The sequence below is a fragment of the Microbacterium sp. NPDC055599 genome (assembly GCF_053618975.1).
On sequence record NZ_JBSHIM010000018.1, the window covers coordinates 22,679 to 41,826 of the forward strand.

Annotated in this window: 31 protein-coding genes; 28 read left to right on the plus strand and 3 right to left on the minus strand. The window is 67.8% G+C overall.

Features of this window, described 5'->3' with window-relative positions; all coding sequences use genetic code 11:
* Positions 1-28: 28 nt before the first annotated feature.
* Positions 29-379: a hypothetical protein gene (locus tag ACWGQ1_RS15995; RefSeq protein WP_452313302.1), complete on the minus strand. Its 351-nt coding sequence runs from the start codon at positions 377-379 to the stop codon at positions 29-31.
* Positions 380-586: 207 nt separating this feature from the next.
* On the opposite strand from ACWGQ1_RS15995, the gene ACWGQ1_RS16000 reads away from it, so the two are divergent.
* From ACWGQ1_RS16000 to ACWGQ1_RS16025, 6 genes are all read left to right on the plus strand, one after another.
* Entirely contained in the window at positions 587-811 is a 225-nt protein-coding gene (locus tag ACWGQ1_RS16000; protein WP_452313303.1) for a hypothetical protein, read from the plus strand.
* A complete protein-coding gene (locus tag ACWGQ1_RS16005) occupies positions 808-1,554 on the plus strand; it encodes a phage antirepressor KilAC domain-containing protein (RefSeq protein ID WP_452313304.1) in 747 nt (248 codons plus the stop codon). The genes ACWGQ1_RS16000 and ACWGQ1_RS16005 overlap by 4 nt, the downstream gene beginning before the upstream one ends.
* Positions 1,555-1,620: 66 nt before the next feature.
* The gene (locus tag ACWGQ1_RS16010) at positions 1,621-1,947 is read left to right on the plus strand and encodes a hypothetical protein (RefSeq protein ID WP_452313305.1); all 327 of its coding nucleotides are present in this window, start codon (positions 1,621-1,623) and stop codon (positions 1,945-1,947) included.
* Positions 1,944-2,924, plus strand: a complete 981-nt coding sequence (locus ACWGQ1_RS16015; RefSeq protein ID WP_452313306.1) for a hypothetical protein — start codon at positions 1,944-1,946, stop codon at positions 2,922-2,924. The genes ACWGQ1_RS16010 and ACWGQ1_RS16015 overlap by 4 nt, the downstream gene beginning before the upstream one ends.
* Positions 2,911-3,639: a hypothetical protein gene (locus tag ACWGQ1_RS16020; protein WP_452313307.1), complete on the plus strand. Its 729-nt coding sequence runs from the start codon at positions 2,911-2,913 to the stop codon at positions 3,637-3,639. The genes ACWGQ1_RS16015 and ACWGQ1_RS16020 overlap by 14 nt, the downstream gene beginning before the upstream one ends.
* The gene (locus ACWGQ1_RS16025; protein WP_452313308.1) at positions 3,636-4,070 is read left to right on the plus strand and encodes a hypothetical protein; all 435 of its coding nucleotides are present in this window, start codon (positions 3,636-3,638) and stop codon (positions 4,068-4,070) included. The genes ACWGQ1_RS16020 and ACWGQ1_RS16025 overlap by 4 nt, the downstream gene beginning before the upstream one ends.
* Before the next feature lie 11 nt (positions 4,071-4,081).
* Here ACWGQ1_RS16025 and ACWGQ1_RS16030 read toward each other — a convergent pair whose 3' ends face one another.
* Positions 4,082-4,675: a hypothetical protein gene (locus ACWGQ1_RS16030; RefSeq protein WP_452313309.1), complete on the minus strand. Its 594-nt coding sequence runs from the start codon at positions 4,673-4,675 to the stop codon at positions 4,082-4,084.
* A 26-nt stretch (positions 4,676-4,701) separates the two neighbouring features.
* On the opposite strand from ACWGQ1_RS16030, the gene ACWGQ1_RS16035 reads away from it, so the two are divergent.
* The 15 genes from ACWGQ1_RS16035 to ACWGQ1_RS16105 all read left to right on the plus strand — a co-directional run bounded on the left by ACWGQ1_RS16035 (position 4,702) and on the right by ACWGQ1_RS16105 (position 12,001).
* The gene (locus ACWGQ1_RS16035) at positions 4,702-5,100 is read left to right on the plus strand and encodes a hypothetical protein (protein ID WP_452313310.1); all 399 of its coding nucleotides are present in this window, start codon (positions 4,702-4,704) and stop codon (positions 5,098-5,100) included.
* Complete coding sequence (locus ACWGQ1_RS16040) at positions 5,097-5,774, plus strand: DNA cytosine methyltransferase (protein ID WP_452313311.1); 678 nt, start codon at positions 5,097-5,099, stop codon at positions 5,772-5,774. Before ACWGQ1_RS16035 ends, ACWGQ1_RS16040 begins: the two co-directional genes overlap by 4 nt.
* On the plus strand, positions 5,771-6,073 hold the full coding sequence (locus ACWGQ1_RS16045) for a hypothetical protein (protein ID WP_452313312.1): 303 nt from the start codon (positions 5,771-5,773) through the stop codon (positions 6,071-6,073). Before ACWGQ1_RS16040 ends, ACWGQ1_RS16045 begins: the two co-directional genes overlap by 4 nt.
* On the plus strand, positions 6,070-6,330 hold the full coding sequence (locus ACWGQ1_RS16050) for a hypothetical protein (protein WP_452313313.1): 261 nt from the start codon (positions 6,070-6,072) through the stop codon (positions 6,328-6,330). Before ACWGQ1_RS16045 ends, ACWGQ1_RS16050 begins: the two co-directional genes overlap by 4 nt.
* Positions 6,327-6,629, plus strand: a complete 303-nt coding sequence (locus tag ACWGQ1_RS16055; RefSeq protein ID WP_452313314.1) for a hypothetical protein — start codon at positions 6,327-6,329, stop codon at positions 6,627-6,629. The genes ACWGQ1_RS16050 and ACWGQ1_RS16055 overlap by 4 nt, the downstream gene beginning before the upstream one ends.
* 333 nt (positions 6,630-6,962) lie before the next feature.
* The gene (locus ACWGQ1_RS16060) at positions 6,963-7,646 is read left to right on the plus strand and encodes a hypothetical protein (RefSeq protein WP_452313315.1); all 684 of its coding nucleotides are present in this window, start codon (positions 6,963-6,965) and stop codon (positions 7,644-7,646) included.
* Entirely contained in the window at positions 7,633-7,863 is a 231-nt protein-coding gene (locus tag ACWGQ1_RS16065; protein ID WP_452313316.1) for a hypothetical protein, read from the plus strand. Before ACWGQ1_RS16060 ends, ACWGQ1_RS16065 begins: the two co-directional genes overlap by 14 nt.
* Complete coding sequence (locus ACWGQ1_RS16070; RefSeq protein ID WP_452313317.1) at positions 7,860-8,132, plus strand: hypothetical protein; 273 nt, start codon at positions 7,860-7,862, stop codon at positions 8,130-8,132. The genes ACWGQ1_RS16065 and ACWGQ1_RS16070 overlap by 4 nt, the downstream gene beginning before the upstream one ends.
* On the plus strand, positions 8,132-8,611 hold the full coding sequence (locus ACWGQ1_RS16075) for a single-stranded DNA-binding protein (RefSeq protein WP_452313318.1): 480 nt from the start codon (positions 8,132-8,134) through the stop codon (positions 8,609-8,611). The genes ACWGQ1_RS16070 and ACWGQ1_RS16075 overlap by 1 nt, the downstream gene beginning before the upstream one ends.
* Complete coding sequence (locus ACWGQ1_RS16080) at positions 8,589-9,161, plus strand: hypothetical protein (RefSeq protein WP_452313319.1); 573 nt, start codon at positions 8,589-8,591, stop codon at positions 9,159-9,161. The genes ACWGQ1_RS16075 and ACWGQ1_RS16080 overlap by 23 nt, the downstream gene beginning before the upstream one ends.
* Entirely contained in the window at positions 9,154-9,639 is a 486-nt protein-coding gene (locus ACWGQ1_RS16085; RefSeq protein ID WP_452313320.1) for an XF1762 family protein, read from the plus strand. Before ACWGQ1_RS16080 ends, ACWGQ1_RS16085 begins: the two co-directional genes overlap by 8 nt.
* The gene (locus tag ACWGQ1_RS16090) at positions 9,636-9,830 is read left to right on the plus strand and encodes a hypothetical protein (RefSeq protein ID WP_452313321.1); all 195 of its coding nucleotides are present in this window, start codon (positions 9,636-9,638) and stop codon (positions 9,828-9,830) included. The genes ACWGQ1_RS16085 and ACWGQ1_RS16090 overlap by 4 nt, the downstream gene beginning before the upstream one ends.
* Positions 9,823-10,764, plus strand: coding sequence for a helix-turn-helix domain-containing protein (locus ACWGQ1_RS16095; protein WP_452313322.1), 942 nt, complete (start codon positions 9,823-9,825; stop codon positions 10,762-10,764). The genes ACWGQ1_RS16090 and ACWGQ1_RS16095 overlap by 8 nt, the downstream gene beginning before the upstream one ends.
* Entirely contained in the window at positions 10,761-10,958 is a 198-nt protein-coding gene (locus ACWGQ1_RS16100) for a helix-turn-helix domain-containing protein (RefSeq protein WP_452313323.1), read from the plus strand. The genes ACWGQ1_RS16095 and ACWGQ1_RS16100 overlap by 4 nt, the downstream gene beginning before the upstream one ends.
* Positions 10,959-10,975: 17 nt before the next feature.
* The gene (locus ACWGQ1_RS16105; protein WP_452313324.1) at positions 10,976-12,001 is read left to right on the plus strand and encodes a RelA/SpoT domain-containing protein; all 1,026 of its coding nucleotides are present in this window, start codon (positions 10,976-10,978) and stop codon (positions 11,999-12,001) included.
* Positions 12,002-12,321: 320 nt separating this feature from the next.
* Here ACWGQ1_RS16105 and ACWGQ1_RS16110 read toward each other — a convergent pair whose 3' ends face one another.
* Positions 12,322-12,738, minus strand: coding sequence for a hypothetical protein (locus ACWGQ1_RS16110; protein ID WP_452313325.1), 417 nt, complete (start codon positions 12,736-12,738; stop codon positions 12,322-12,324).
* Positions 12,739-13,177: 439 nt separating this feature from the next.
* On the opposite strand from ACWGQ1_RS16110, the gene ACWGQ1_RS16115 reads away from it, so the two are divergent.
* From ACWGQ1_RS16115 to ACWGQ1_RS16145, 7 genes are all read left to right on the plus strand, one after another.
* On the plus strand, positions 13,178-13,315 hold the full coding sequence (locus ACWGQ1_RS16115; protein ID WP_452313326.1) for a hypothetical protein: 138 nt from the start codon (positions 13,178-13,180) through the stop codon (positions 13,313-13,315).
* The gene (locus tag ACWGQ1_RS16120; RefSeq protein WP_452313327.1) at positions 13,312-13,653 is read left to right on the plus strand and encodes a hypothetical protein; all 342 of its coding nucleotides are present in this window, start codon (positions 13,312-13,314) and stop codon (positions 13,651-13,653) included. The genes ACWGQ1_RS16115 and ACWGQ1_RS16120 overlap by 4 nt, the downstream gene beginning before the upstream one ends.
* Before the next feature lie 93 nt (positions 13,654-13,746).
* On the plus strand, positions 13,747-14,490 hold the full coding sequence (locus ACWGQ1_RS16125) for a DUF4145 domain-containing protein (protein WP_452313328.1): 744 nt from the start codon (positions 13,747-13,749) through the stop codon (positions 14,488-14,490).
* Between the two features lie 141 nt (positions 14,491-14,631).
* A complete protein-coding gene (locus ACWGQ1_RS16130; RefSeq protein WP_452313329.1) occupies positions 14,632-15,069 on the plus strand; it encodes a hypothetical protein in 438 nt (145 codons plus the stop codon).
* Entirely contained in the window at positions 14,999-16,591 is a 1,593-nt protein-coding gene (locus tag ACWGQ1_RS16135; protein ID WP_452313330.1) for a hypothetical protein, read from the plus strand. The genes ACWGQ1_RS16130 and ACWGQ1_RS16135 overlap by 71 nt, the downstream gene beginning before the upstream one ends.
* 14 nt (positions 16,592-16,605) lie before the next feature.
* A complete protein-coding gene (locus ACWGQ1_RS16140) occupies positions 16,606-17,886 on the plus strand; it encodes a phage portal protein family protein (protein ID WP_452313331.1) in 1,281 nt (426 codons plus the stop codon).
* Entirely contained in the window at positions 17,883-19,148 is a 1,266-nt protein-coding gene (locus ACWGQ1_RS16145) for a head maturation protease, ClpP-related (RefSeq protein WP_452313332.1), read from the plus strand. The genes ACWGQ1_RS16140 and ACWGQ1_RS16145 overlap by 4 nt, the downstream gene beginning before the upstream one ends.

The window sequence follows — 19,148 nt, forward strand, 5'->3', positions numbered from 1 at the left end:
TTCGTTCTTCGCGCGTCAGATCCATCGGCTAGGCAGAGCCCTCGTCGGGGTGGCCGGTTCCGTACATCCGCACAAAACGGCTGTGAGCCTCGCGAATGGTGTCGTAGAAGCCGTCGAACCATCCCGCCCCGGTCGAATCGTCGACGATCACTACGGAGACGGTGCTCTCTGCGCGCAGGCGAATGAGCTGGACATTCCGAGCCACTCCCGCTTCAAGGGCCATTTCGCTACCAGTGAGCGGGAACCAGAGGAACTCATCGCTCTTCTCGAGGCTCAACTTCGCAATGGCATTCGCGATCGTCGCGTGCGCGGTGAGGATGTCATGCGCGGTGCCGGTGATCGTGTGCCCATCGATTGTGATGCTGCTGTTGGCTCCCATGGTTCCCCTTCGGACGACGCGCGCGGGCCAGAATCCCGTGTCGCTTCTGAGTCGATCGTAGGGGTCGCGTCCGGCGCGACCGCGTCCCCCTCGCGGGACGCGTCGGACGCATCTTCGGTTCGCATGATCTCCCGGTCTGGGGGCCGGGTGCCCGCTGGGGTATCGGGCCAGGCGGGTCGGGGCACCGTGGGGACGGCTGCCCCGACCATGCCAGACGGTCCGGTCGACCTGGCGGTGTCGCTGCTCAGCCCCGTGCTCTGGTGCGTCGCCGCGGGATACCTCGTTCTCGGGCTCGCGCTCGTGTGGGTGTCGCTGCTGCTGGCCCCGTGGGGGTTGCTGATGCTGGTGCTCGCCTTCGGTGCGCTGTTCGCTGCTGCGCTGTGCGGGTTCCTCGCGACCGGGATCGCCGAGCTTGAAAGGGATCCCGCATGAGCGCGCTCGAGGTGTTCCAGTACGCCGATCGGCAGGTGCGCACGGGCACGGTGAACGGCGAGGTGTGGTTCGTGCTCGCCGACATCTGCGGCGTGCTCGGCGTCGCGAACGTCGGCAACGTCACCGCCCGCCTCGAAGAGGCTGATATCCGCCAGACGGACATCAGCTCCGGCGGTCAGCGCCGCGCGGTCACGATCGTCTCCGAGGCCGGCATGTACGACGTCGTCATCCGGTCCGACAAGCCCGAGGCCCGCCGCTTCCGCTGGTGGGTGACGCACGAGGTTATCCCGGCCATCCGCCGCACCGGGACCTACGCCGTCGAGACGCCGGAGCAGCTGATGGCGCGCGCCGTCGTGCAGGCGCAGGAGATCATCGCCCGCAAGGACGAGCAGATCGCCGCGCTCGCGCCGATGGCCGAGGCGTGGGAGGAGATCGCCGACGCGGGAACCGACTACGCGGTCCGCGACGTCGCCCCGATGCTCTCCCGCGCCGGGATCGAGACCGGACCGCAGCGCCTGTTCGAAAAGCTCCACGAGCTCGGCTGGATCTACCGCGGCGAGAAGAACCGCTGGACCCCGTACGCCCGCGCGGTCGACGCCGGTCTGGTCAAGGTGCGCGCGATGTCCCCGTACCGGGACCGCGACACCGGCGAATTCGTCCCGTCTGCCCCGCAGGTGCGCATCACCCCGAAGGGCATCGAACGCCTCCGCGTCCGCCTCGGCGCCGGCGCCCTCACCCCCTGACCCCGCGAACGAAAAGCGGGGCGCCCGCGGCAACGGACGCCCCACCAGAGAACGAAAGGCAAGCACATGCCTCAGACACAGGATACCGACGACAACGTCGCACCGGTGGGCGAGTTCGCACCGCTCACCGCTGACAGGCACCTCAGCGTCGTCGAGCGCACCGCCCCCGTCATCGACGGACCGATCGCGACCGATCGCCCCGGCCTTTGGCCGCTGTCTCCCGGACGCATGAGCGCGGTCGTCGCCGCGCTCCTCGGTGCGGCCCTCTGCGGGCCCGCCGCGGCCGACCCGACAACCGGAGTCAACGGCGCGGACCTGGGCGTCCTCATCAGCCTCGCGACGTTCGTCGCCGCGTTCCTCATCCCGCTCCCGAAGAAGGGCGACCAGTCATGACCCCGCAGATCACCGCAGCCCGCGTCGTCGTCCCCGGTGACGCACCCCGTACCGTGTGGATGCTCGAGCGCGGCGAGGGCGTCACCGCCTCCGACGCCTGGCGCATCGCACGCGCCGGCATCAAGGCACGCCGCACCATCGTCGAGCAGAAGATGAACGGCTCGACCTTCCGCGGCAACAAGGCCACGAAGGCCGGGCATGCCCGCGAGGCCGCCCTGCTCGACGAGGCCGCCGAGCGTCTCGCATCGCTCACCCCCAACGCCGCGCTGTGGGCCGCGCTCGACAACGACCTGCACCGAGCGACCCCGGACGCCATCGGCATCGACCAGGACGGCGCGCTCGTCGTCATCGAGGTGAAGTCCCACGAGTTCGGCTGGGACTCCTGGTCGATCCCCGTCGAGCACATGGCACAGATGCAGTGGCAGATCCACGTGCTCGGAGCCGACTACGCCCTGTATGGGTTCGAGGTCCGCGACGAGGACGACATGCCGCCCGTCGACGGCGCGACGTGGATTCCGGTCCCGCGCGACGAGGAGATGATCGCCTACCTCGTCGACCGCGCCGATAACTTCATCGCCTGGCGCGACGCCGGATGCCCCGACGTCGACGACCTCCCCGACGAGGTCGCGGACGCCGTCGCCGCATGGGCACCGCTGAAGCGCGACCTCGACGCCGCGGTGAAGGCAGAGAAGGCCGCGAACGAGAAGGTCAAGGCGGCGACCGCGAAGCTCCCCGGCGCGCAGCGCTTCGGCACCGTCGGCATGACCGAGCACGGCGGGTTCCAGACCACGGTCGCCGAGACGGTGTCGATCGATGAGGCCGCATGGAAGACCGCCGCCCCGGAGGTCCACGCGCACGTCGAGGCGTTGCGCATCGAGCTCGCCGTGCTCGAGGCGTCGGCGCTGAAGCACTTCCCCCGCACCACCCGAAGGGCGCCCGCTCTGAAGTTCCAGGAGGTCGAGCATGTCAACGACTGAGCTCATCGAGAAGAAGACCATCGGCGAGGTCGAGCACATCGTGCACGCGTCGGGGGAGTGGGACGGCACCGGCCCGGTCGAGTTCTCCGACGATGGCGTCGTCTGGCTGCAGGCCTGGGCGCCGACCGCTGACGTCGCGCACCCCGAGTTCGCCCGCGTAGAGGTCTTCCGCAAGGGCGTCCGCGTCCCCACCACGGTCACGATCCGCTGGTCAGAGCAGTACCCCGCGGCCTCTGAGGAGTGGTCCGGCAAGTGGGACCGCTCGCCGATGCGTCACTTCGGCCGCACCGTGCGCATGGTCGCGTTCCGGCAGACGTTCCGCGACCTCCTCGGCGATATCCGCATCGAGGAGGAGGCCGACGAGCGCGACCTGCCCGCGCCCGGTACCGACGCCGCCCCACCGGCCGTACGCGACTGGGCGGCCGAGTTCCTCGCGGCCGAAACGATCGAGCAGATCGACGCGCTCGAGGCGGAGGCGCGCGCCGTGCGCGCGTTCACGCCCGACAAGGCCGGCACGGACCTTCACCGCACTGCCCGCAACCAGCGGAAGGCGCTCGTCGAGTCCGCCTGGGCGATCTCTACCGCCGAGCCCGCGCCCGTCATCGCCGCGACGGAGGCGCCCGTCGTCGAGAGGCCCGCCGCGCGCGATCATCTGCCGCCGCAGAACCGTGCCGCCCGTCGCAAGGCCGCCCGCAAGAAGGGTGCACGCCGATGATCGTCGACGACACCGACGGGACCGTCACGGAGCAGGGCGTCGAGCTCGTCCCGCTGAACCTCACCGCGCTCGACGAGGGCGAACTGCTGCAGCTGTTCCCGTCACCGGTGCAGTGCGCGGGGGCGCTGCTCAAGGCACGCGCGATGATCGCGCAGGCGCCCGCCGTTCTCGCCGACCGCTCGAAGGCCGTGAAGGACGCGAAGCGCGAGCTCATCATCGCCCGCAGCTACGCCCGGCAGCGCGCCGTCGGACGGGACGCCGAGACGCGCCGCCTCGTCGCCGAGTCGGACGCCGACGTGCTCACCGCATGGGAGCGCATCGACGTCGCCGAGCTCGCGCTCGAATACGCCCGCGAGATGCGCAAGACCCTGACCGAGGACATCGAGATCCTCCGGTCCCTCAACGCCAACTTCCGGGGAGAGCACCGATGAATGTCCGAGTGTCAGCCATTCGTCAGCTGATCGATGAACCACTGGTCGGAAACGTCGCCTCGCTGCCACGCAAAGAGCTTCTTTGTCGTCTCCGTTGCGATGTTCATGACGAGGTGACGAGCGGGGCCGGACACTACTCCGGGATCTCCAGTTTCGGCCAGCACTTTGATGCCCTCGGCGTAGATTCGCTCACTCTGCTCAAGAACCCAGTTGGCGACTGCCGGGGTGTTCGCAGCGAGAAGCGCCTGAGCGCGCACGTAGTAACTATTGTTGCGGAACCGATCGAGTTGAGTGATGCGTGCTGCCGCCGGAGCGGGCTTTCCAGCCTTCAATGCGCGAAGATTCTCGATCGATTGATCGATCACGCGAACCATCGTGTCTGCGTCAGCGATCATCATTTGCGAGAGTTCAACGATCGCCTCCGCTTGGCGATCGGCGAGTCTTTCGTCGCGCTGTTCCTTGCGGTGCTTCTCTGTCTGCGCCAGTTGTTGCACCACGTAGCGTGCCGCTACGTACGCAACCGCTATCGGAACTCCGGCGGTAACTGCGATATCCCACACCAGAGACAGCAGCACCTGGCCGTTCTCCATCAACCATTCGGACACCTCCGCACTCTATCGGGGGTGACCCGATGAGCGCCCCGACTACGGCCACGCGCGAAGCGGTCTACCGTCGCGACGACCGACGCTGCGCTGCCTGCGGCGTCATGGTGCTCACGTTCCAGCACCGGCGCGCGGTCGGCATGGGCGGGTCCAAGAACGTTCCCTCGCCCGTCGATGGTCTCTCACTCTGCGGAACCTGCAACGAGGGCTGCGAGGGTGCGATGCAGGCCGCGGCGCTCCGCTTCGGGTGGAAGGTCCGCCGCTGGGTGACCCACCCCGAGCGCGTCCCGGTGTTCTACCCGCTCGAGATGTCCTGGTTCCGCCTCGAGGGCATCACCCGGGTGCGGATCTCGCGCGCGGTCGCGATGGAGATGGGCTGCAGCGTCTATGGCGCCGAGTGGCTGCTCTGGCACGAGGCGATCGCATGAGCCGCCCCGTTCTCCTCGACCTGTTCTCGTGCGCGGGCGGCGCCGGCATGGGCTACCACCGAGCGGGGTTCGAGGTCATCGGCGTCGATAAGGACTCGCAGCCTCGATACCCGTTCGAACACCATGTCGCCGACGCGATCGAGGTACTCGACACGCTGGTGCGAACCGGGCAGGTGTTCGGTCGGACGATCGACGCCGTGCACACCTCGCCTCCGTGCCAGAGCTTCACGGCCTATCGACGCCGCGGGGCCGGTGTCGGCGAGGGGTACCTCAACCTGATCCCCGATGTTCGCGAGCGTCTTGGACGCCTCGACGTGCCGTGGATCATCGAAAACGTCGAAACCGCCCGCGCGGAACTCGTCGACCCCGTGAAGCTGTGCGGGTCGTCGTTCGGTCTCGACGTCCGCCGGCATCGGCTGTTCGAGTCGAACATCGCCCTCGGGGCGCCGCCCTGCGACCACTCGTGGCAGACGCCGCGGTTCCCGCCGGCCACGAACCGCACGAACCTGCGTAGCACGGTCGAGGTCGGCGTCTGGCGCATCCCGCTCGAGGTCCAGCGCAAAGCGATGGGCATCGACTGGATGGAGCTGCGTGAACTCAGCGAGGCGCTCCCGCCCGCGTTCACGGAGCACCTCGGCCGGCAACTCGCGAGCGAAGTGACGGCGATCGTATGAGCATCATCAGCGAGGCGTTCTCCGCGTGGCGTGAGTGCCGCGCCGACTACGACGACACCCTGTACGCGCAGTTCGTTGCCGCCGAGGAGGCCACCAACGGTGCCATGCTGAATGCCCGCGGCCGCGAGAAGGGCATCGACCCGTTCTCGCTGTTCATGGGCAACGAGACCCGCGCGCTCGCGTACGCCTCCGAGGAGCTCGTCGAGCACTGGCAGTCGCACCCGCGGGTCACGTTCGCGAAGTTCGAGCGGCAGTGGCAGGCACAGCGTGAGGCCGAGCTGATCGAGGACGCGGCATGAGCGCCGTGCTCGAGGCGAACATCGCCCGATCCCTCACGGCCGCACAGGAGGCAGAGCCGAAGACGTGGGAACCGAACCGCGAGGTCACCCTCGAGCAGCTCCGCATCGTCGACATGATCCACGAGGGCAAGCCGACCTGCCGCCTTTGCGGGCAGATCGTGAACCACCTCGACAAGTTCGGTCTGTGCTCGAAGACGTCCGACGCCCACCAGGAGTGGCGTGGCGTGACGGTGAGGAAGAAGGCAGGGAAGCGATGAACGTGCAGAGAGAGATCGACGCGGCGAACCGCCGCATCCGGAAGCAGATCGACGCATCCGCCCGCACGGCGCTGATCCGCATCGGCGTCGATGTCGAAGCGATGGACCGCGAGGAGGCCGAGCGACGTCAGCAGGTCGCGCAGCTCGAGGCGGACCGGATACGCGCTGAGGCGGAGCGCCAGAGACGCGCCACCGCGCAGGCATTCGAGGAGCTCGGCGCGAGCTTCCGGGCCATCCACGACCACTTCGCCGCGATCGGTGCCGCGTTCGCCCGCGGATTCAGCGGCGGTGCGCGATGAGCATGCCGGAGTTCGCGATGACGTACGTCGTCTACTGGCCGCACGCCGGCGTGCTGAAGGTGGGCCGGGCGTGGAAGTGGCACCGGGTGGAGATGATGATCCGCTCCGGCGCCCAGGTGATCGTGTGTGCTCGCGGCACGGATGCGTCGTGGGAGGCGGAGGCGCTGCGCGTGCTGCGCCGGTGGTTCCCGCAGGCGTTCCGCCGGGAGACCGACGCGCTCGGCCTGCTGCCCATGGGCCGCGGGTGGACGGAGTGCTTCGCCGTCGACGAGCACGATCTGCAGTTCGCCCTCGACAGGTGCATCGAGGGCTTCGCGAGAGGGAACGACCAAGGTGTCAACGAAGCAACGATTCATCAGCCCGAGCGACCTGCAGTCGCCGGAGTACCTGCGGGTGCCGGACGCGGCGAAACCGACCGCGATGGGGCTGTGGCTACACACGGACGTGATGGGGCGCCGGGAGCTCATCCCGGAGCTGATCGCGGGCGACCTGTACCCGGGCCGAGCAGCGACGGCGATGGTCGAGGAGCACCTGCTGGTGCTGGACGACGTCGGGTTCCTGACGATCTTCCCCGCCCGCGGCACGCACTGGATCGCCCTCGCACGACCGCTGCGGGTCGACGCCCGCGGCGCGCGGGTCGACACTCCGGAGCCGCCTTCGGGCCGTCCATGGACGTCCGTGGCTGTGGGGGGAGCGCGGGCGCGCGAGCAGGCGCGGGAGCGCGCGAGGGCGCAGGTGCGCGCGGAGGACGCGGCGAGGGCGGACGCCTGGGCCGCGGTGGCGGGGGAGCGCGAAGCGGTGCCCGCACCGCCGGCCCGCCCGCTGCTGCTCGATGCACCGCCGATCGGCTGCTCCGAGCACCCGAACGGGATCCAGAACGTCTCGTGTGGGCCCTGCCGGACTGCCCGCCTGCAGCGCGACGAGTGGCTCGCACGCCGCATCTACGAGGAGAAGCTCGCGACCTACCACGAGCAGCTCGAACAGCACGGAGAGGGGTGGGGCGGTGAACCGTTCTGAGGCCGATTGGCGGCTCTGCGACGAGTGGTTCGCGGAGTTCATCGCCGAGTTGGAGCAGTCGCCGGCACGGCGTCGTCGTCTTCGCCGGGAGCGCCTCGTCGCTCTGCCGGTGAAGGACGCGCTGGCGCAGGCATTCCAGGAGAAGACCGAACAGCTCCGGCGGTATCTCGCCGGAGAACGCGAGCGGTGGCTCGCAGAACAGGGGAAGACAGCATGAGCAAGCAGACCGAGATCGCGGCATCCGACTGGCTCGCCGTGCGCGAGCGCGTCGTCGAGAAGCTGAAGGACGCATCGCCCCGATCGGAGAAGGACACCCGCGTACGGATGGCCGAGGGTCTCATCCTCGCTGGGTACGTCGACGTCGAGTTCATCGCCGCCGAGATCGCAGAGGAGCAGCGTGTCCGTGAGGAGCGCGTGGAAGCGGCGCGACTCGAGCGAGAAGCCCGCGAGGCGAGCAACTCCCAGAAGCAGGAGGACCAGATCTGATGGCTGGCGAGACAATCATCACTGTCGTGGGGAACCTGACCGCCGACCCCGAGCTCCGCTTCACGCAGGGCAGCGTCCCGGTCGTGAACCTCACGATCGCGTCGACCGCCCGGGTTGCTGATCGCGAGGCTGGCGGTTACAAGGACGGCGACAGCCTGTTCCTCCGCGCGGTCGCATGGCGCGACACGGCCGAGCACATCGCCGCGACGTTCACGAAGGGCATGCGTGCGATCGTCCAAGGTCGTCTCCGTCAGCGGAACTACCAGGACCGCGAGGGCAACCAGCGCACGACGTTCGAGCTCGAGATCGATGAGATCGGGCCGTCGCTCCGCTTCGCGACGGCGCAGGTCAGCCGCGCCGCGCGCGCCGACGGCCAGCAGCGCCCGGAAGCATCCGCCCCGGCGCAGGAACAGCAGTGGGTGACTGCCGAGCCGCCCGCAGGAGGGGAGTGGAACCATGGCGACGACACACCGTTCTGACCTGATCGACGAGCTCGAGAAGGCGCTTCGCGACGAGGCGTATGACGGCGGGATGGGCGCGCTGGGCCCGGAGACGTTCACGGACTATGTGCGGGGGCTGGCGGTGACCGCGGCGAAGGTCGTGGAGGAGGCGCACACCCCGACCGAGGACGAGCGCGTGATGAGCACGGACGAACCAGTGTTCACGCTTGACGCTGACAGCCTCCTCAGCAAGTGGGGATTCGGAGACGGCGACGCCCTCAGTGACTGGTGGTGGGAGCACTTCGAGGAAGACCCACCCTTCGACGACCGGCGCGCACTCCACGCGCTCGTTCTCAGCTACCTCGTCCCCGCGATCACTGACGCCGGCCGAGAGGTCAACGTCTACTGGATCGAGACCATACACAACCCCGTTCGCTCCGACACGCTCGACGGCGCCCCGGTCGACCACTACTCGGCCCGGCTTTGGACTATCGACCCGCCGATCGTGGTGCAGGTGACGCGAGCACAGATCGAGGCACTCGCCTCGACCGCTGTTGTCGTCGGCCAGAAAGGAGAGAGCCATGGCTGAGCTGCGCGTGGAACCCATCGGCCTGCGGGCAGCGAACGCCTACGTGACGCAGCACCACCGGCACCACAAGGCGTCGCGCGGGCACAAGTTCAGCGTGTCGATCCGGGACGCTGCCGGAGTGCTCCACGGCGTCGGCATCGCCAGTCGTCCGCGCTCGCGGATGCTCGACCGCGACGGGTACCTCGAGGTCGTGAGGGTCTGCACGGACGGAACCCGTAACGGCTGCTCGATGATCTACGGATCGCTTCGCCGTGCCGGTGTCGCGCTCGGCTACCCGCCTCACAAGATCATCACGTACACCCTCGCCAGCGAGAGCGGGGCGTCACTCCGCGCGGCCGGTTGGGTCGACGACGGCCTCGCAGGTGGCGGGTCATGGGACCGCGAGGATCGCCCGCGGGGCGACGAGGCGCCGACCGAGACGAAGCGCCGGTGGAGAGCTGGCCGGGTGCCGGTGAAGCAGGAAGGAACCGAGACGTGAGCGTACTCATCGAGAAGGCCACCGGCGCCCAGGCGCTTCCTGACATGCAGGACGCCCGGCTGAAGTTCGTGAACGGGTGGACGGCGCACCTCGCATGCGACGCCGACCTCCGCCGCCGATCACCTGAGTACACGGCACTCGCACAGATGCTCATCGCGAGCGCGAAGCAGGAAGGAACCGACGATGTCTGATCAATACTGCATCCGTGGCTGCACCGTCCGTGGTGAGCACTTCGCAACCTGCACCCGCAGCGGCGAGACGTACAAGGGCGACAACCCGTGCCCCGGATGCGCGCAGGTCTACGCCCGCGACGGCGTGCTGATCTGTGACCGCTGCTACCGCACCCTGCGCCGCCACCTCGAAGACGCCGCCGACGTCGTTGGGCACCTCCGCTCGATCGCCGACCCGACCAAGGCCGCAGTCTTCGACCGGATCCGCGTGCAGTCGTCGTCGATCGAGATCCCGGCGCCCGTCGCCGCCGACCTCATCGACGCATCGAACGACATCACCACGACGCTGAACATCTGGGCGAACTTCGTGGCAGGGGAAGACCGACCCGGCGCCGGCCTCGCCGCCGGTGCGATGGCGGATGCCGCGCACGACGTCGTCCGCATGGCCGCCGATGTCATCCTCGACGACCTCGACAATCTCGCGAACGACTCGCACCAGGTCGAGGCGCTCTGCGAGGGCGTGATGGTCGTGCACGGCGGGGCTCCGGACGTGTGGACAGTCGCCGACGCCTCGGTGCGCTGGCCGCTCGAAGACTCGCCCCGATGGGCGCAGGCCGCCTGCCCGGAGTGCGACCTCATGGCAGTGCGCGTGCAGCCCGGCCGCAACGGCCGCCCCTCCCGCTACCGCTGCACAACCGCCGAATGCGACTGGGAGGCGAACTCGAACGACGACGGCGGCCTCTGGGCATCCGTCTTCGCCGAGCCTGCCCCGCCGGAGGTCCGACCACACGACCCGAGCCTGCTCACCCTCGTCGACGCCGCCCGCCTCGTGCACCGCGAGCCCGGCACCGTCCGCGGCTGGGTGAAGGCCGGAGACCTCGAGCCGCACCTCGGCCGATACCGCACAGACGACGTGCTCGCCGTGGCAGCACGCAAGAGGGGAGACGCCGCATGAAGACTTGGCTCACGCTCACCGAGGCCGCCGAGATCGCAGGGCGCACCGAGCGCACCATCCGCAACTGGGTCGACGCGAACGAGCTCACGCCTCGACACGGACGCTTCAAGCGCGACGAGGTTCTCGCCGCCGAGCGGAGGATGCGCCGGAGGGTCGGTCGTCCGCGCAAGAGTACGAAGCGAGAGACCCGGTGACCGATATGCTGACCCGCATGGCATGGGTCGAGTTGCAGTACTCGAAGAAGCGTGTGCGCCGTGCTGGCGAACTCATCGGGCGTGGCGATGGCACACCCCAGGAGGTGAAGGAAGCGCGAGACATCATCTCGAACTTCCGCAGCTCGCACAGTTACCCCCTCCTCTCTGTGACAGTCCATGTGCGCATGAACGCGCTCGCGGTGAACCCCGAGGCCGTCGTCGCCCGTCGGACCAAGCGCCTGCCGACCATCATCGACAAGCTCGAACGTCATCCGACGATGGCCGTTGACTCGATGCAGGATATGGGCGGTTGCCGAGTCGTGCTGAGTTCAGTCGCCGAGGTTGATGAGCTCGTCGCGCGCCTTGAGAACGTGAAGCGCGCGAAGAACACGATCCAGCGAAAGTACGACTACATCCGGGGGCCGCAGGCGACGGGTTACCGTGGCCAACACCTCGTGTACTCGTACCAGGCGGCGAAGGTGCCATACCAGGGGCACAAGATCGAGGTGCAAATCCGCAGTGAGCTGATGCACTCGTGGGCTACCGCGATCGAGACGATGGACCTGTTTTCGGGCACCAGATTGAAGTACGGGGAGGGCCCAGAGAAGCTCAAGCGGTTCTTCGCAGTGACGAGTGGACTGATGGCCTTCGGGGAGGGCACTGCGCCGGTGCCGGGTGTCGAAGGTGATGTAGACGAGTTGCGAGCCGAGTTGTACAACCTGGACGAGGAACTTCGCGTGGTCGAACGGCTGATCAGCTACTCGTCTGTGGTGTCTCGCTTCCCGCGAAGCGGTCGATCGACCATCCTTCTGGGACTTGATCGCCGGTCGGGCCAGCTGAGTGTGAGAGTGTTCGAGACTCATCCGGAGGCTGAGGAAGCGCTCGCGCAGGTCGAGGCGGTGAACGACGACGATGTGGACGCGGTCCTGGTAGTCATCTCGAAGATCGAACAGCTCCAATCCGCGTACCCGAACTACTTCGCGAACACTGAGGCATTCGTGGACTTCGTCGATTCCCAGCACTTGGCGCTCGGTGTCCACTGAAACTCTTCAAACTCTTCCATCAGTTGTGTTAAGCTGTGCTTGCACCTGAACTATGACCGAAGCCTCGCCGATCTGGCGGGGCTTTCGTCGTTCTCGGGTGCGCGCCCCGCCACCACACGTTCACATCCCTCAGCAGAGCGACCGCCCCTCCTGCCAGGATCTCACGTCGAGCACCCCGTACCCTCGGGACCGCGTGAGCGAGCAGCCTCGTCCCCAGGTCGCAAGATGCGCACACTCGAGCGGTGATGGGCGGCGGGGCACAGTCTTCTGCCGCCCTCGAGGAAGCTGGTGGCAGTTCTCGCTCGCTGAAGCATCGAGTGCTACAGCGAGACCCGCGTGCCTTCGGCTTTCCAGGCGATATCGGAAGCGCCGTCGAGAGCATCGACCCAGCCGTCACGATCCCGTCGAATAGCGCGTCTGAATGAGCCACCTGGACCTACTGGGGACGACGACCGTCGAGCGCGCCGACGAGCACTGCGTCCGGATCCATGTGCGTCTCTCTGACGATTGTGCTCATCGACCAAAGGCCCCTGGCCGCCGGCGGGAATCCAAAGCACATGGGCGAATCGACGGTCGTCCGTGTCGCTGTACGCGAACCAGATCCAGGTGTTGTCGAGATTCGATGGTTTGATGCGGATCTCGTGGAACGCACCTGCGACGAATCCCGCGGGGAGGAGTGGGTTGTCTTCGTTGTCGACCTCCGCACCGACGATCATCGCGCCCAGCAACGTGCCCATACGCCACCTGTGTTCGAAAGTCGTAGCACCGTCGCCACGTGGGTGTTCTCAGGATCTCGCGCATGCACGGTATGGGACTCCCGAAAATCCCACGCGGCCCGGCGAAACTGACGTCCGCGCTCGATTCGATCCAGCAGAACGAGCCACAACGTGGCCGCGGTCAGAGCCAAGCTGAGAGCAGCGATGGCTAGGTTCCAGTCCATAAGCACACTGTAGGGAACGGTGGCAGAAGTGTGCCGGGCCCGACTCCTGTATGTCGAAGGCGGCCACCATGGGAAGCAGATCAGTGCGCGATGGGAAGGGGCACCGTGCCTATCGCCGTGAGCAGGCCGCTCTAAAGCGCCGCACGAAGGTGGAGGACCTGCCCTGTGGCCACGGCTCACCGTCCGGCTGGGGGTGCGGCGAACCGATCGACACCGACCTGCCATCCACTGACCGGATGAGCTTCACCGCAGACCACGACACCGCGATCGCCAACGGCGGCCGCCTCGTGGGCCAGGTACTCGTCCCCATGCACCGCCGCTGCAACTCGCTCAAGAGTGACCACGCCGCTACCGAGATCTGGGAGGCATCATGAACACTAGCAACCACGTCGACGTCGTCGTCGGTGAGGGTGAGCCGGTGGTCAGATGCCGGGACCTGGCTGACGTGCTGGGTGATCCGGTCGAGTCGGTCGACGTCGCACCTGACCCGACCCGCCGTATCATCGTCCTCGCTCCCACGAAGCAGGCGGGGCAGGAGCACGCCGACGCGCTGCACCTCGACCCGGTCGCGATCATCACGCCTCGCAGCCCGTACGGCGCACGCGGCCTGGTCGCTGACGAGATCGTCGAGGCTGACGGGCTGAGCACCGACGAGCTCCATGCTCTGATGATCGAGGCCGCCCCGGCACTCGCGACGAGCGGGGGAGACTGATGGCAGTCCTGCCGGTGAGCTGAGGATACGCCGTCGGCGGCCTCGGCATCCCGCGCGCCAATGGGTACCCATCGAATAGGAGGCGAGTACACCATGGCGACGCTTGACCTCGCCGACTTCTACCGCGGTGTGCACCGCATGTACGGTCGTGTCATGACCGCCCAGGCTGACCACACCTGCCCTCACTGCAAGAAGATCACGCACATGGTCTACGTGGAAGACAGCGTGCGCTGGATCGACGAGCGCTCGCGTCGGGTTGAGGCAGCCTTTCAGTGCACCGCGTGCCATCGATTCGTCATCGGCGGCACAACGCAAATCGGTGTGCTCGACGCCGTTGACGGAGTGCAAACGTCCGTGTCGCACGCGCACCCTCAGATGCGTCGCACCGAGCTGGCAATGCTCTTGCAACAAGGGGTGCAGTACTGGGAACCGATTGCGCCCGTCGGCATGGAGTATCACGACATTTTGCCGGAGATCGCGGCGCCGGCCGACGAAGCACATCGATGCCTGAGCATAGGTGCTCACCGCGCAGCCGTGCTGATGGCTCGAGCTGTGATTGAGGCGACAGCCAAGAGCAAGGGCGTCACTGAAAGAGGTCTATTCGCGAAGATCGAGGCGATGGGCACGAGCCAGCTGATCCGACCACAGATCGTGCAAGCTGCGCACGCCATTCGACTGCTCGGCAATGACATGGCCCACGGCGACTTCGCTACTACCGCCGTCACCGAACAAGACGCAGCTGACGTGCTGCTGCTTATGGACGAAGTGCTCAACGACGTGTTCGCCGTCACCGATCGTCTGAAGCGGCTCCTCGCTCGCCACGAAACGGACAAGTAGCAACCTGCACGCGCTGAGCCCTGCGCCGGATCGTCAGAAAATCTAGGGTCGCCCGGTCGCTGCCCACCTCCCGCGCGGTCCTGGCGGCTCTCTCCGCAGGTAAAAACACCGCGTGGGGGAATTGGGGAGTCAGGGGGAGTTATGGGACGTCCGAAGGCGCCCTGTGGCACCGACGCGGCCTACCGTCGACACCTCCGCGAGGGCGTCGAGGTCGACGAGGCGTGCCGCCGCGCGCATACCGAAGCCGGGCGGAAGTCGTCCAGTCGCAAGTCGCCCAGATTCAATGCGGCCACCGAGGCCGGGCACGCCGACGGTGACGCCGACGCCGACGCCACTGACCAGTCGGGTGGCGAGACCGACGACATGAAGCTCATTGTCGACACACTCCGCACGGTGTTCAAGACCGTGGCGGAGAAGGACCCGACCCGCATCGCTCCGATCGCCACCGTGTTCCAGAAGGCGGTTGAAGCGACACGCGGGCCAGCGGAGCCGCCGAAGGAGCTGAGCCTTGCCGACCAACTCGCCCAAGCTCGAGCTGCTCGGGCTGCAAGAGCCGCGGGTCAGGGCGCTACCGGCTAGCCGCGTCGACACCCTCCTGGACGATGTCCTCGACATCTGTGACCTCGCCAACGTCCAGTGCGACCCCTGGCAGGAGGGCGCACTCGAAGCGGTCGCGTCCATTGACGCCGAGGGCCAGTGGGCCGCCACCGAGTTCGGGATCCTCGTCTCCCGCCAGCAGGGCAAGGGCAACATCCTGCTCCCGTACGAGCTCGCCCACCTGTACCTCTGGCCGCGGGAAGACGGCGCACCGAAGCTCATCGGCCACACCGCACACGAGGGCGCGACGGCCCGCGAGGCGTTCCGCCGCGCCCGCCGCATCATCCTGGCGTCACCGATCCTGCGCGCCGAGCTCGTCGGCGGTGGCAAGCAGACCGCGCAGGGTGTGACGGGCATCTCGACTGGAAACGGCAACTGGGCGATCGAGCTGAAGAACGGCAACCGACTGGTGTTCTTCACCCGCACCGGAGCGGCCGGCGTCGGCGTCTCCTTCGACGTGCTGATCGTCGATGAGGCTCAGCACACCCCGTTGACGATCCTCGAGGCGCTGCTACCCGCGACCGACGCCAGCCCGAACAAGCAGGTGCTGTTCACTGGCACGGTCCCGAAAGAGGACCAAGACGGTGAGTACTTCGAGGGCCTCCGCGACCGCGGACGCAAGGGCGGTCTCGAGCGCACCGGATGGATCGAGCACACCCCGGTCGGATCCGACGACCCTGACACCGCGGCGAAGATCGACCTCGGCGACCCTCAGACGTGGCGCGAAGGAAACCCGGGCCTCGGCATCCGCCTCGCATGGAAGACCGTCGAGGACGACTGGAACCGCATGGGCCAGACCAACCCGGATGCGTTCGCACGTCAGCGCTGCTCGATCTGGCCGAGTCGCCGCCCCGAGGTCGCCGCGAAGCTGTCCGACCTCGACCTCGAGGTGTGGAAGCGGCACGCCGACGAGGCAGCCGCGGTAGGCGGCGACGGCGTCGTGCTCTCGCTCGCCCTCGGCCGCGGTGGCGGGTACGGCACGATCGGCGCCGCCGTCCGCGTCGACTCCGAATCGATCGCCGTCGAGCACCTCCACACCGCCGCCGGGACCCGCTGGATCGCCCCGAAGCTCAAGGAGCTCAAGGCGCAGTACGGCAACGCGCTCGTCGTGCTCGACGCGAAGAACGCGGCCGCCGTGATCGGCGCGCTCGACGCCGCCGGCATCAAGTACCTCGCGATGAACCTCGACGAGATCGCTGCCGCTCACACCCTGTTCATCGAGCACGTGAACGCCGGGCTCGTCCCGCACCGTCCCCAGGACGAGGTCACGCGCTCGCTCGAGCTGGCGACCATCCGCAACATCGGCCGCGCCGGTGTGACCTGGGAGCAGTCCGACCCGACCAAGCCCGTGTCCATGGCTCAGGCCATCACGTGGGCGCTGTGGGGCGTCCTGAAGTCTGAGGCGTCCCCGAAAAAGCGCAAGCCGCGGCCGCCGGCAGCGGTCGTCATCCGCCGAGACGACATCGAACGCGACGAGGTCAACCTCGCAACGTTCCAGTTCTGAGAAGGAGGTCCGCCTTGACCGAGATCGGATACCAGGCGGACCCGGGCGTCGTGACGTGGGCGTCGCTGCTGGCGTGGGTGGGGGAGCGGAACCCGGACCTGCAGTGGCCGCAGTCGAACAACGTGTTCGACCGCATGCGCCGCGAAGACCCGCAGGTGAAGTCCGTGCTCCGCGCCGTCACGCTCCCCCTGATGCGTACCGACTGGGTGATCGACGGCAGCGGATGCCGCGACGAGGTCACCGAGCATGTCGCGCGCGACCTCGGTCTGGCGGTCAAGGGGAAGCCGTTCGTCGCGCCGCGCCGACGCAAGGGGCGGTTCTCGTTCCACGAGTTCCTCCGCCTCGCGCTGCTCGAGCTCGTCTACGGTCACAGCTTCTTCGAGCAGGTCTACTCGATCGACGACAGCGGCCTCGCCCACATCGCGAAGCTCGCTTGGCGTCCGCCGCGTACGATCTCCGACATCGAGGTTGCCTCGGACGGCGGCCTCGTCGCGATCAAGCAGCACGGTGTCGCCGGCCGCAACGACGTCCGCATCCCGGTCGACCGCGTCGTCGCGTTCGTCAACGAGCGCGAGGGTGCCAACTGGATCGGCGAGTCGCTGCTGCGAGCTGCATACAAGATGTTCGTGCTGAAGGATCGCGTGCTGCGCATCCAGGCGCTGACCGCCGAGCGGAACGGCCTCGGGCTGCCGGTCGTGATTTCCGCGGAGCCTCCCGAGGGCGACGACTTCGACGCCGCGGTGAACTGGCTCGACGAGCAGATCAAGAACAACGAGAAGATCGCGAAGGAAGCACGGTCGGGCGACGCGGCGGGCGTCAGCCTCCCGCACGGCTCTGACATGAAGTTCGTCGGCGTCACCGGCAAACTGCCCGACACGGACCAGGCCATCCGCTACTACGACGAGCAGATCGCCCGCGCCGTGCTGGCGAACTTCCTCAACCTCGGCGGCAATAACTCCAAGGGCTCGTACGCACTCAGTGACGTGCTCGGCAGCTTCTTCACCGACTCGCTGAACACGATCGCCGAGCATGTCGCGGATGTTGTCGATCAGCACGTCATCGAGGATCTCGTCGACGCGAACTGGGGGCCGGAGGAGCCGGCACCGCGCCTGGTTCCGGCTCCCATCGGCGAACGCCAGCCCGTCACCGCGGAGGTCATCAAGGCACTCATCGAGTGCGGCGCGCTCGTCGTCGACGAACCGCTGCGCGCGTACGTGCGCGACCGGTGGGGCCTCCCCGTGGAGGACCTTCTCACCGCAACACCGACCAAGAAGAGCGCCGAGGAGGCCGCATGAGCACGACATCGAACATCGGAGACCTGCTCGCTGGCCGCGACTGGTTCCGGCTGCAGCACGACGAGGAGCGCCGCTCCGCGCTCCTGCACGTCTACGGCACGATCGGCAGCAACGAGTGGTGGGACGACGTCGCGTCTCCCAGCCTCGTGCGCGAGCTCGACACGCTCGACGTCGACGAGATCACGATGTACGTCAACTCGCCCGGCGGAATCGCCGACGACGGCGTGGCGATCATGAACGCGCTCGCGCGGAATAAGGCGAAGGTGACGGCGTTCGTGGACGGCCTCGCCGCCTCCGCGGCCACGATCGTCATCCTCGGCGCTGACGAGATCGTCATGGGCGCGGGCTCCCGGCTGATGATCCACGACGCATGGTCGATCGCATGGGGCCAGGCATCCGTGCTGCAGAAGGCCGCCGAACGTCTCGACAAGCTGTCCCAGACCCTTGCCGGGCTGTATGCGCAGCGAGCCGGCGGAGACGCCGAGCAGTGGCGCGCCGCGATGGAGGCCGAGACCTGGTACACGGCCGAGGAGGCCGTCGAAGCAGGGCTCGCGGATCGCGTCGCTGCGCTGCACACGGAGGACGAGGACGACGTCGACGCAGAAGCGGCTCGCAACGTCATCCCCATCCGGGACGCCGCCCGCGTCTTCGGGTGGCAGCACCCCGGCCGCGAGGCCGCATCCGCCCCGTTCATCCCCGCGCGCGCACAGTCCGCCGCGCGCCCCAAGCTCCCGAGCTCGCCCGAGCCGGGTGACCCCAACCGAAAGGAAGAAGCTGTGGCTTACAGCGATCTGACGGCTGGCCTCCGTGAGCGGCTCGGCGTGACCGATGCCAACGCCACCGATGACGAGCTGCTCGCAGCCGTCGACGAGGCGCTCGCGGAGCATGCCGACGACCCGGAGACGCCCGCTGCCGCCTCCACCGCCCTGCCCGAAGGCACCATCGCCGTCGACGCGACGGTCTGGGAAGAGACCCAGGCCAACGCGCGACTCGGCGCCGAAGCCCGCGCCGAGCAGGACCGCACCCGCCGCGACGGGATCGTCGCCGACGCCCTGCGCACCGGCCGCATCACCCCGAAGTCCAAGGACGAGTGGCGTGCACGGCTCGATAAGGACGAGAAGGAGTACGCCAGCGTGCTCGCCTCGCTCCCCACGAACACCGCCGTCGCGGTCAACGAGGTCGGACACTCCGACACGCTGACCAGCAGCGACGACGCCCTGTACGCCGCGTTCACCGGCGACACGACCGAGACGGAGGCCTGA

What these genes read in the sequence shown, in the direction of transcription:
- ACWGQ1_RS15995 (WP_452313302.1), bottom strand. Translation starts at nt 379, where the DNA reads ATGGGAGCCAACAGCAGCATCACAATCGATGGGCACACGATCACCGGC.
- ACWGQ1_RS16000 (WP_452313303.1), top strand. Translation starts at nt 587, where the DNA reads ATGCCAGACGGTCCGGTCGACCTGGCGGTGTCGCTGCTCAGCCCCGTG.
- ACWGQ1_RS16005 (WP_452313304.1), top strand. Translation starts at nt 808, where the DNA reads ATGAGCGCGCTCGAGGTGTTCCAGTACGCCGATCGGCAGGTGCGCACG.
- ACWGQ1_RS16010 (WP_452313305.1), top strand. Translation starts at nt 1,621, where the DNA reads ATGCCTCAGACACAGGATACCGACGACAACGTCGCACCGGTGGGCGAG.
- ACWGQ1_RS16015 (WP_452313306.1), top strand. Translation starts at nt 1,944, where the DNA reads ATGACCCCGCAGATCACCGCAGCCCGCGTCGTCGTCCCCGGTGACGCA.
- ACWGQ1_RS16020 (WP_452313307.1), top strand. Translation starts at nt 2,911, where the DNA reads ATGTCAACGACTGAGCTCATCGAGAAGAAGACCATCGGCGAGGTCGAG.
- ACWGQ1_RS16025 (WP_452313308.1), top strand. Translation starts at nt 3,636, where the DNA reads ATGATCGTCGACGACACCGACGGGACCGTCACGGAGCAGGGCGTCGAG.
- ACWGQ1_RS16035 (WP_452313310.1), top strand. Translation starts at nt 4,702, where the DNA reads ATGAGCGCCCCGACTACGGCCACGCGCGAAGCGGTCTACCGTCGCGAC.
- ACWGQ1_RS16040 (WP_452313311.1), top strand. Translation starts at nt 5,097, where the DNA reads ATGAGCCGCCCCGTTCTCCTCGACCTGTTCTCGTGCGCGGGCGGCGCC.
- ACWGQ1_RS16045 (WP_452313312.1), top strand. Translation starts at nt 5,771, where the DNA reads ATGAGCATCATCAGCGAGGCGTTCTCCGCGTGGCGTGAGTGCCGCGCC.
- ACWGQ1_RS16050 (WP_452313313.1), top strand. Translation starts at nt 6,070, where the DNA reads ATGAGCGCCGTGCTCGAGGCGAACATCGCCCGATCCCTCACGGCCGCA.
- ACWGQ1_RS16055 (WP_452313314.1), top strand. Translation starts at nt 6,327, where the DNA reads ATGAACGTGCAGAGAGAGATCGACGCGGCGAACCGCCGCATCCGGAAG.
- ACWGQ1_RS16070 (WP_452313317.1), top strand. Translation starts at nt 7,860, where the DNA reads ATGAGCAAGCAGACCGAGATCGCGGCATCCGACTGGCTCGCCGTGCGC.
- ACWGQ1_RS16075 (WP_452313318.1), top strand. Translation starts at nt 8,132, where the DNA reads ATGGCTGGCGAGACAATCATCACTGTCGTGGGGAACCTGACCGCCGAC.
- ACWGQ1_RS16080 (WP_452313319.1), top strand. Translation starts at nt 8,589, where the DNA reads ATGGCGACGACACACCGTTCTGACCTGATCGACGAGCTCGAGAAGGCG.
- ACWGQ1_RS16085 (WP_452313320.1), top strand. Translation starts at nt 9,154, where the DNA reads ATGGCTGAGCTGCGCGTGGAACCCATCGGCCTGCGGGCAGCGAACGCC.
- ACWGQ1_RS16095 (WP_452313322.1), top strand. Translation starts at nt 9,823, where the DNA reads ATGTCTGATCAATACTGCATCCGTGGCTGCACCGTCCGTGGTGAGCAC.
- ACWGQ1_RS16100 (WP_452313323.1), top strand. Translation starts at nt 10,761, where the DNA reads ATGAAGACTTGGCTCACGCTCACCGAGGCCGCCGAGATCGCAGGGCGC.
- ACWGQ1_RS16105 (WP_452313324.1), top strand. Translation starts at nt 10,976, where the DNA reads ATGGCATGGGTCGAGTTGCAGTACTCGAAGAAGCGTGTGCGCCGTGCT.
- ACWGQ1_RS16110 (WP_452313325.1), bottom strand. Translation starts at nt 12,738, where the DNA reads ATGGGCACGTTGCTGGGCGCGATGATCGTCGGTGCGGAGGTCGACAAC.
- ACWGQ1_RS16115 (WP_452313326.1), top strand. Translation starts at nt 13,178, where the DNA reads ATGAGCTTCACCGCAGACCACGACACCGCGATCGCCAACGGCGGCCGC.
- ACWGQ1_RS16120 (WP_452313327.1), top strand. Translation starts at nt 13,312, where the DNA reads ATGAACACTAGCAACCACGTCGACGTCGTCGTCGGTGAGGGTGAGCCG.
- ACWGQ1_RS16125 (WP_452313328.1), top strand. Translation starts at nt 13,747, where the DNA reads ATGGCGACGCTTGACCTCGCCGACTTCTACCGCGGTGTGCACCGCATG.
- ACWGQ1_RS16130 (WP_452313329.1), top strand. Translation starts at nt 14,632, where the DNA reads ATGGGACGTCCGAAGGCGCCCTGTGGCACCGACGCGGCCTACCGTCGA.
- ACWGQ1_RS16145 (WP_452313332.1), top strand. Translation starts at nt 17,883, where the DNA reads ATGAGCACGACATCGAACATCGGAGACCTGCTCGCTGGCCGCGACTGG.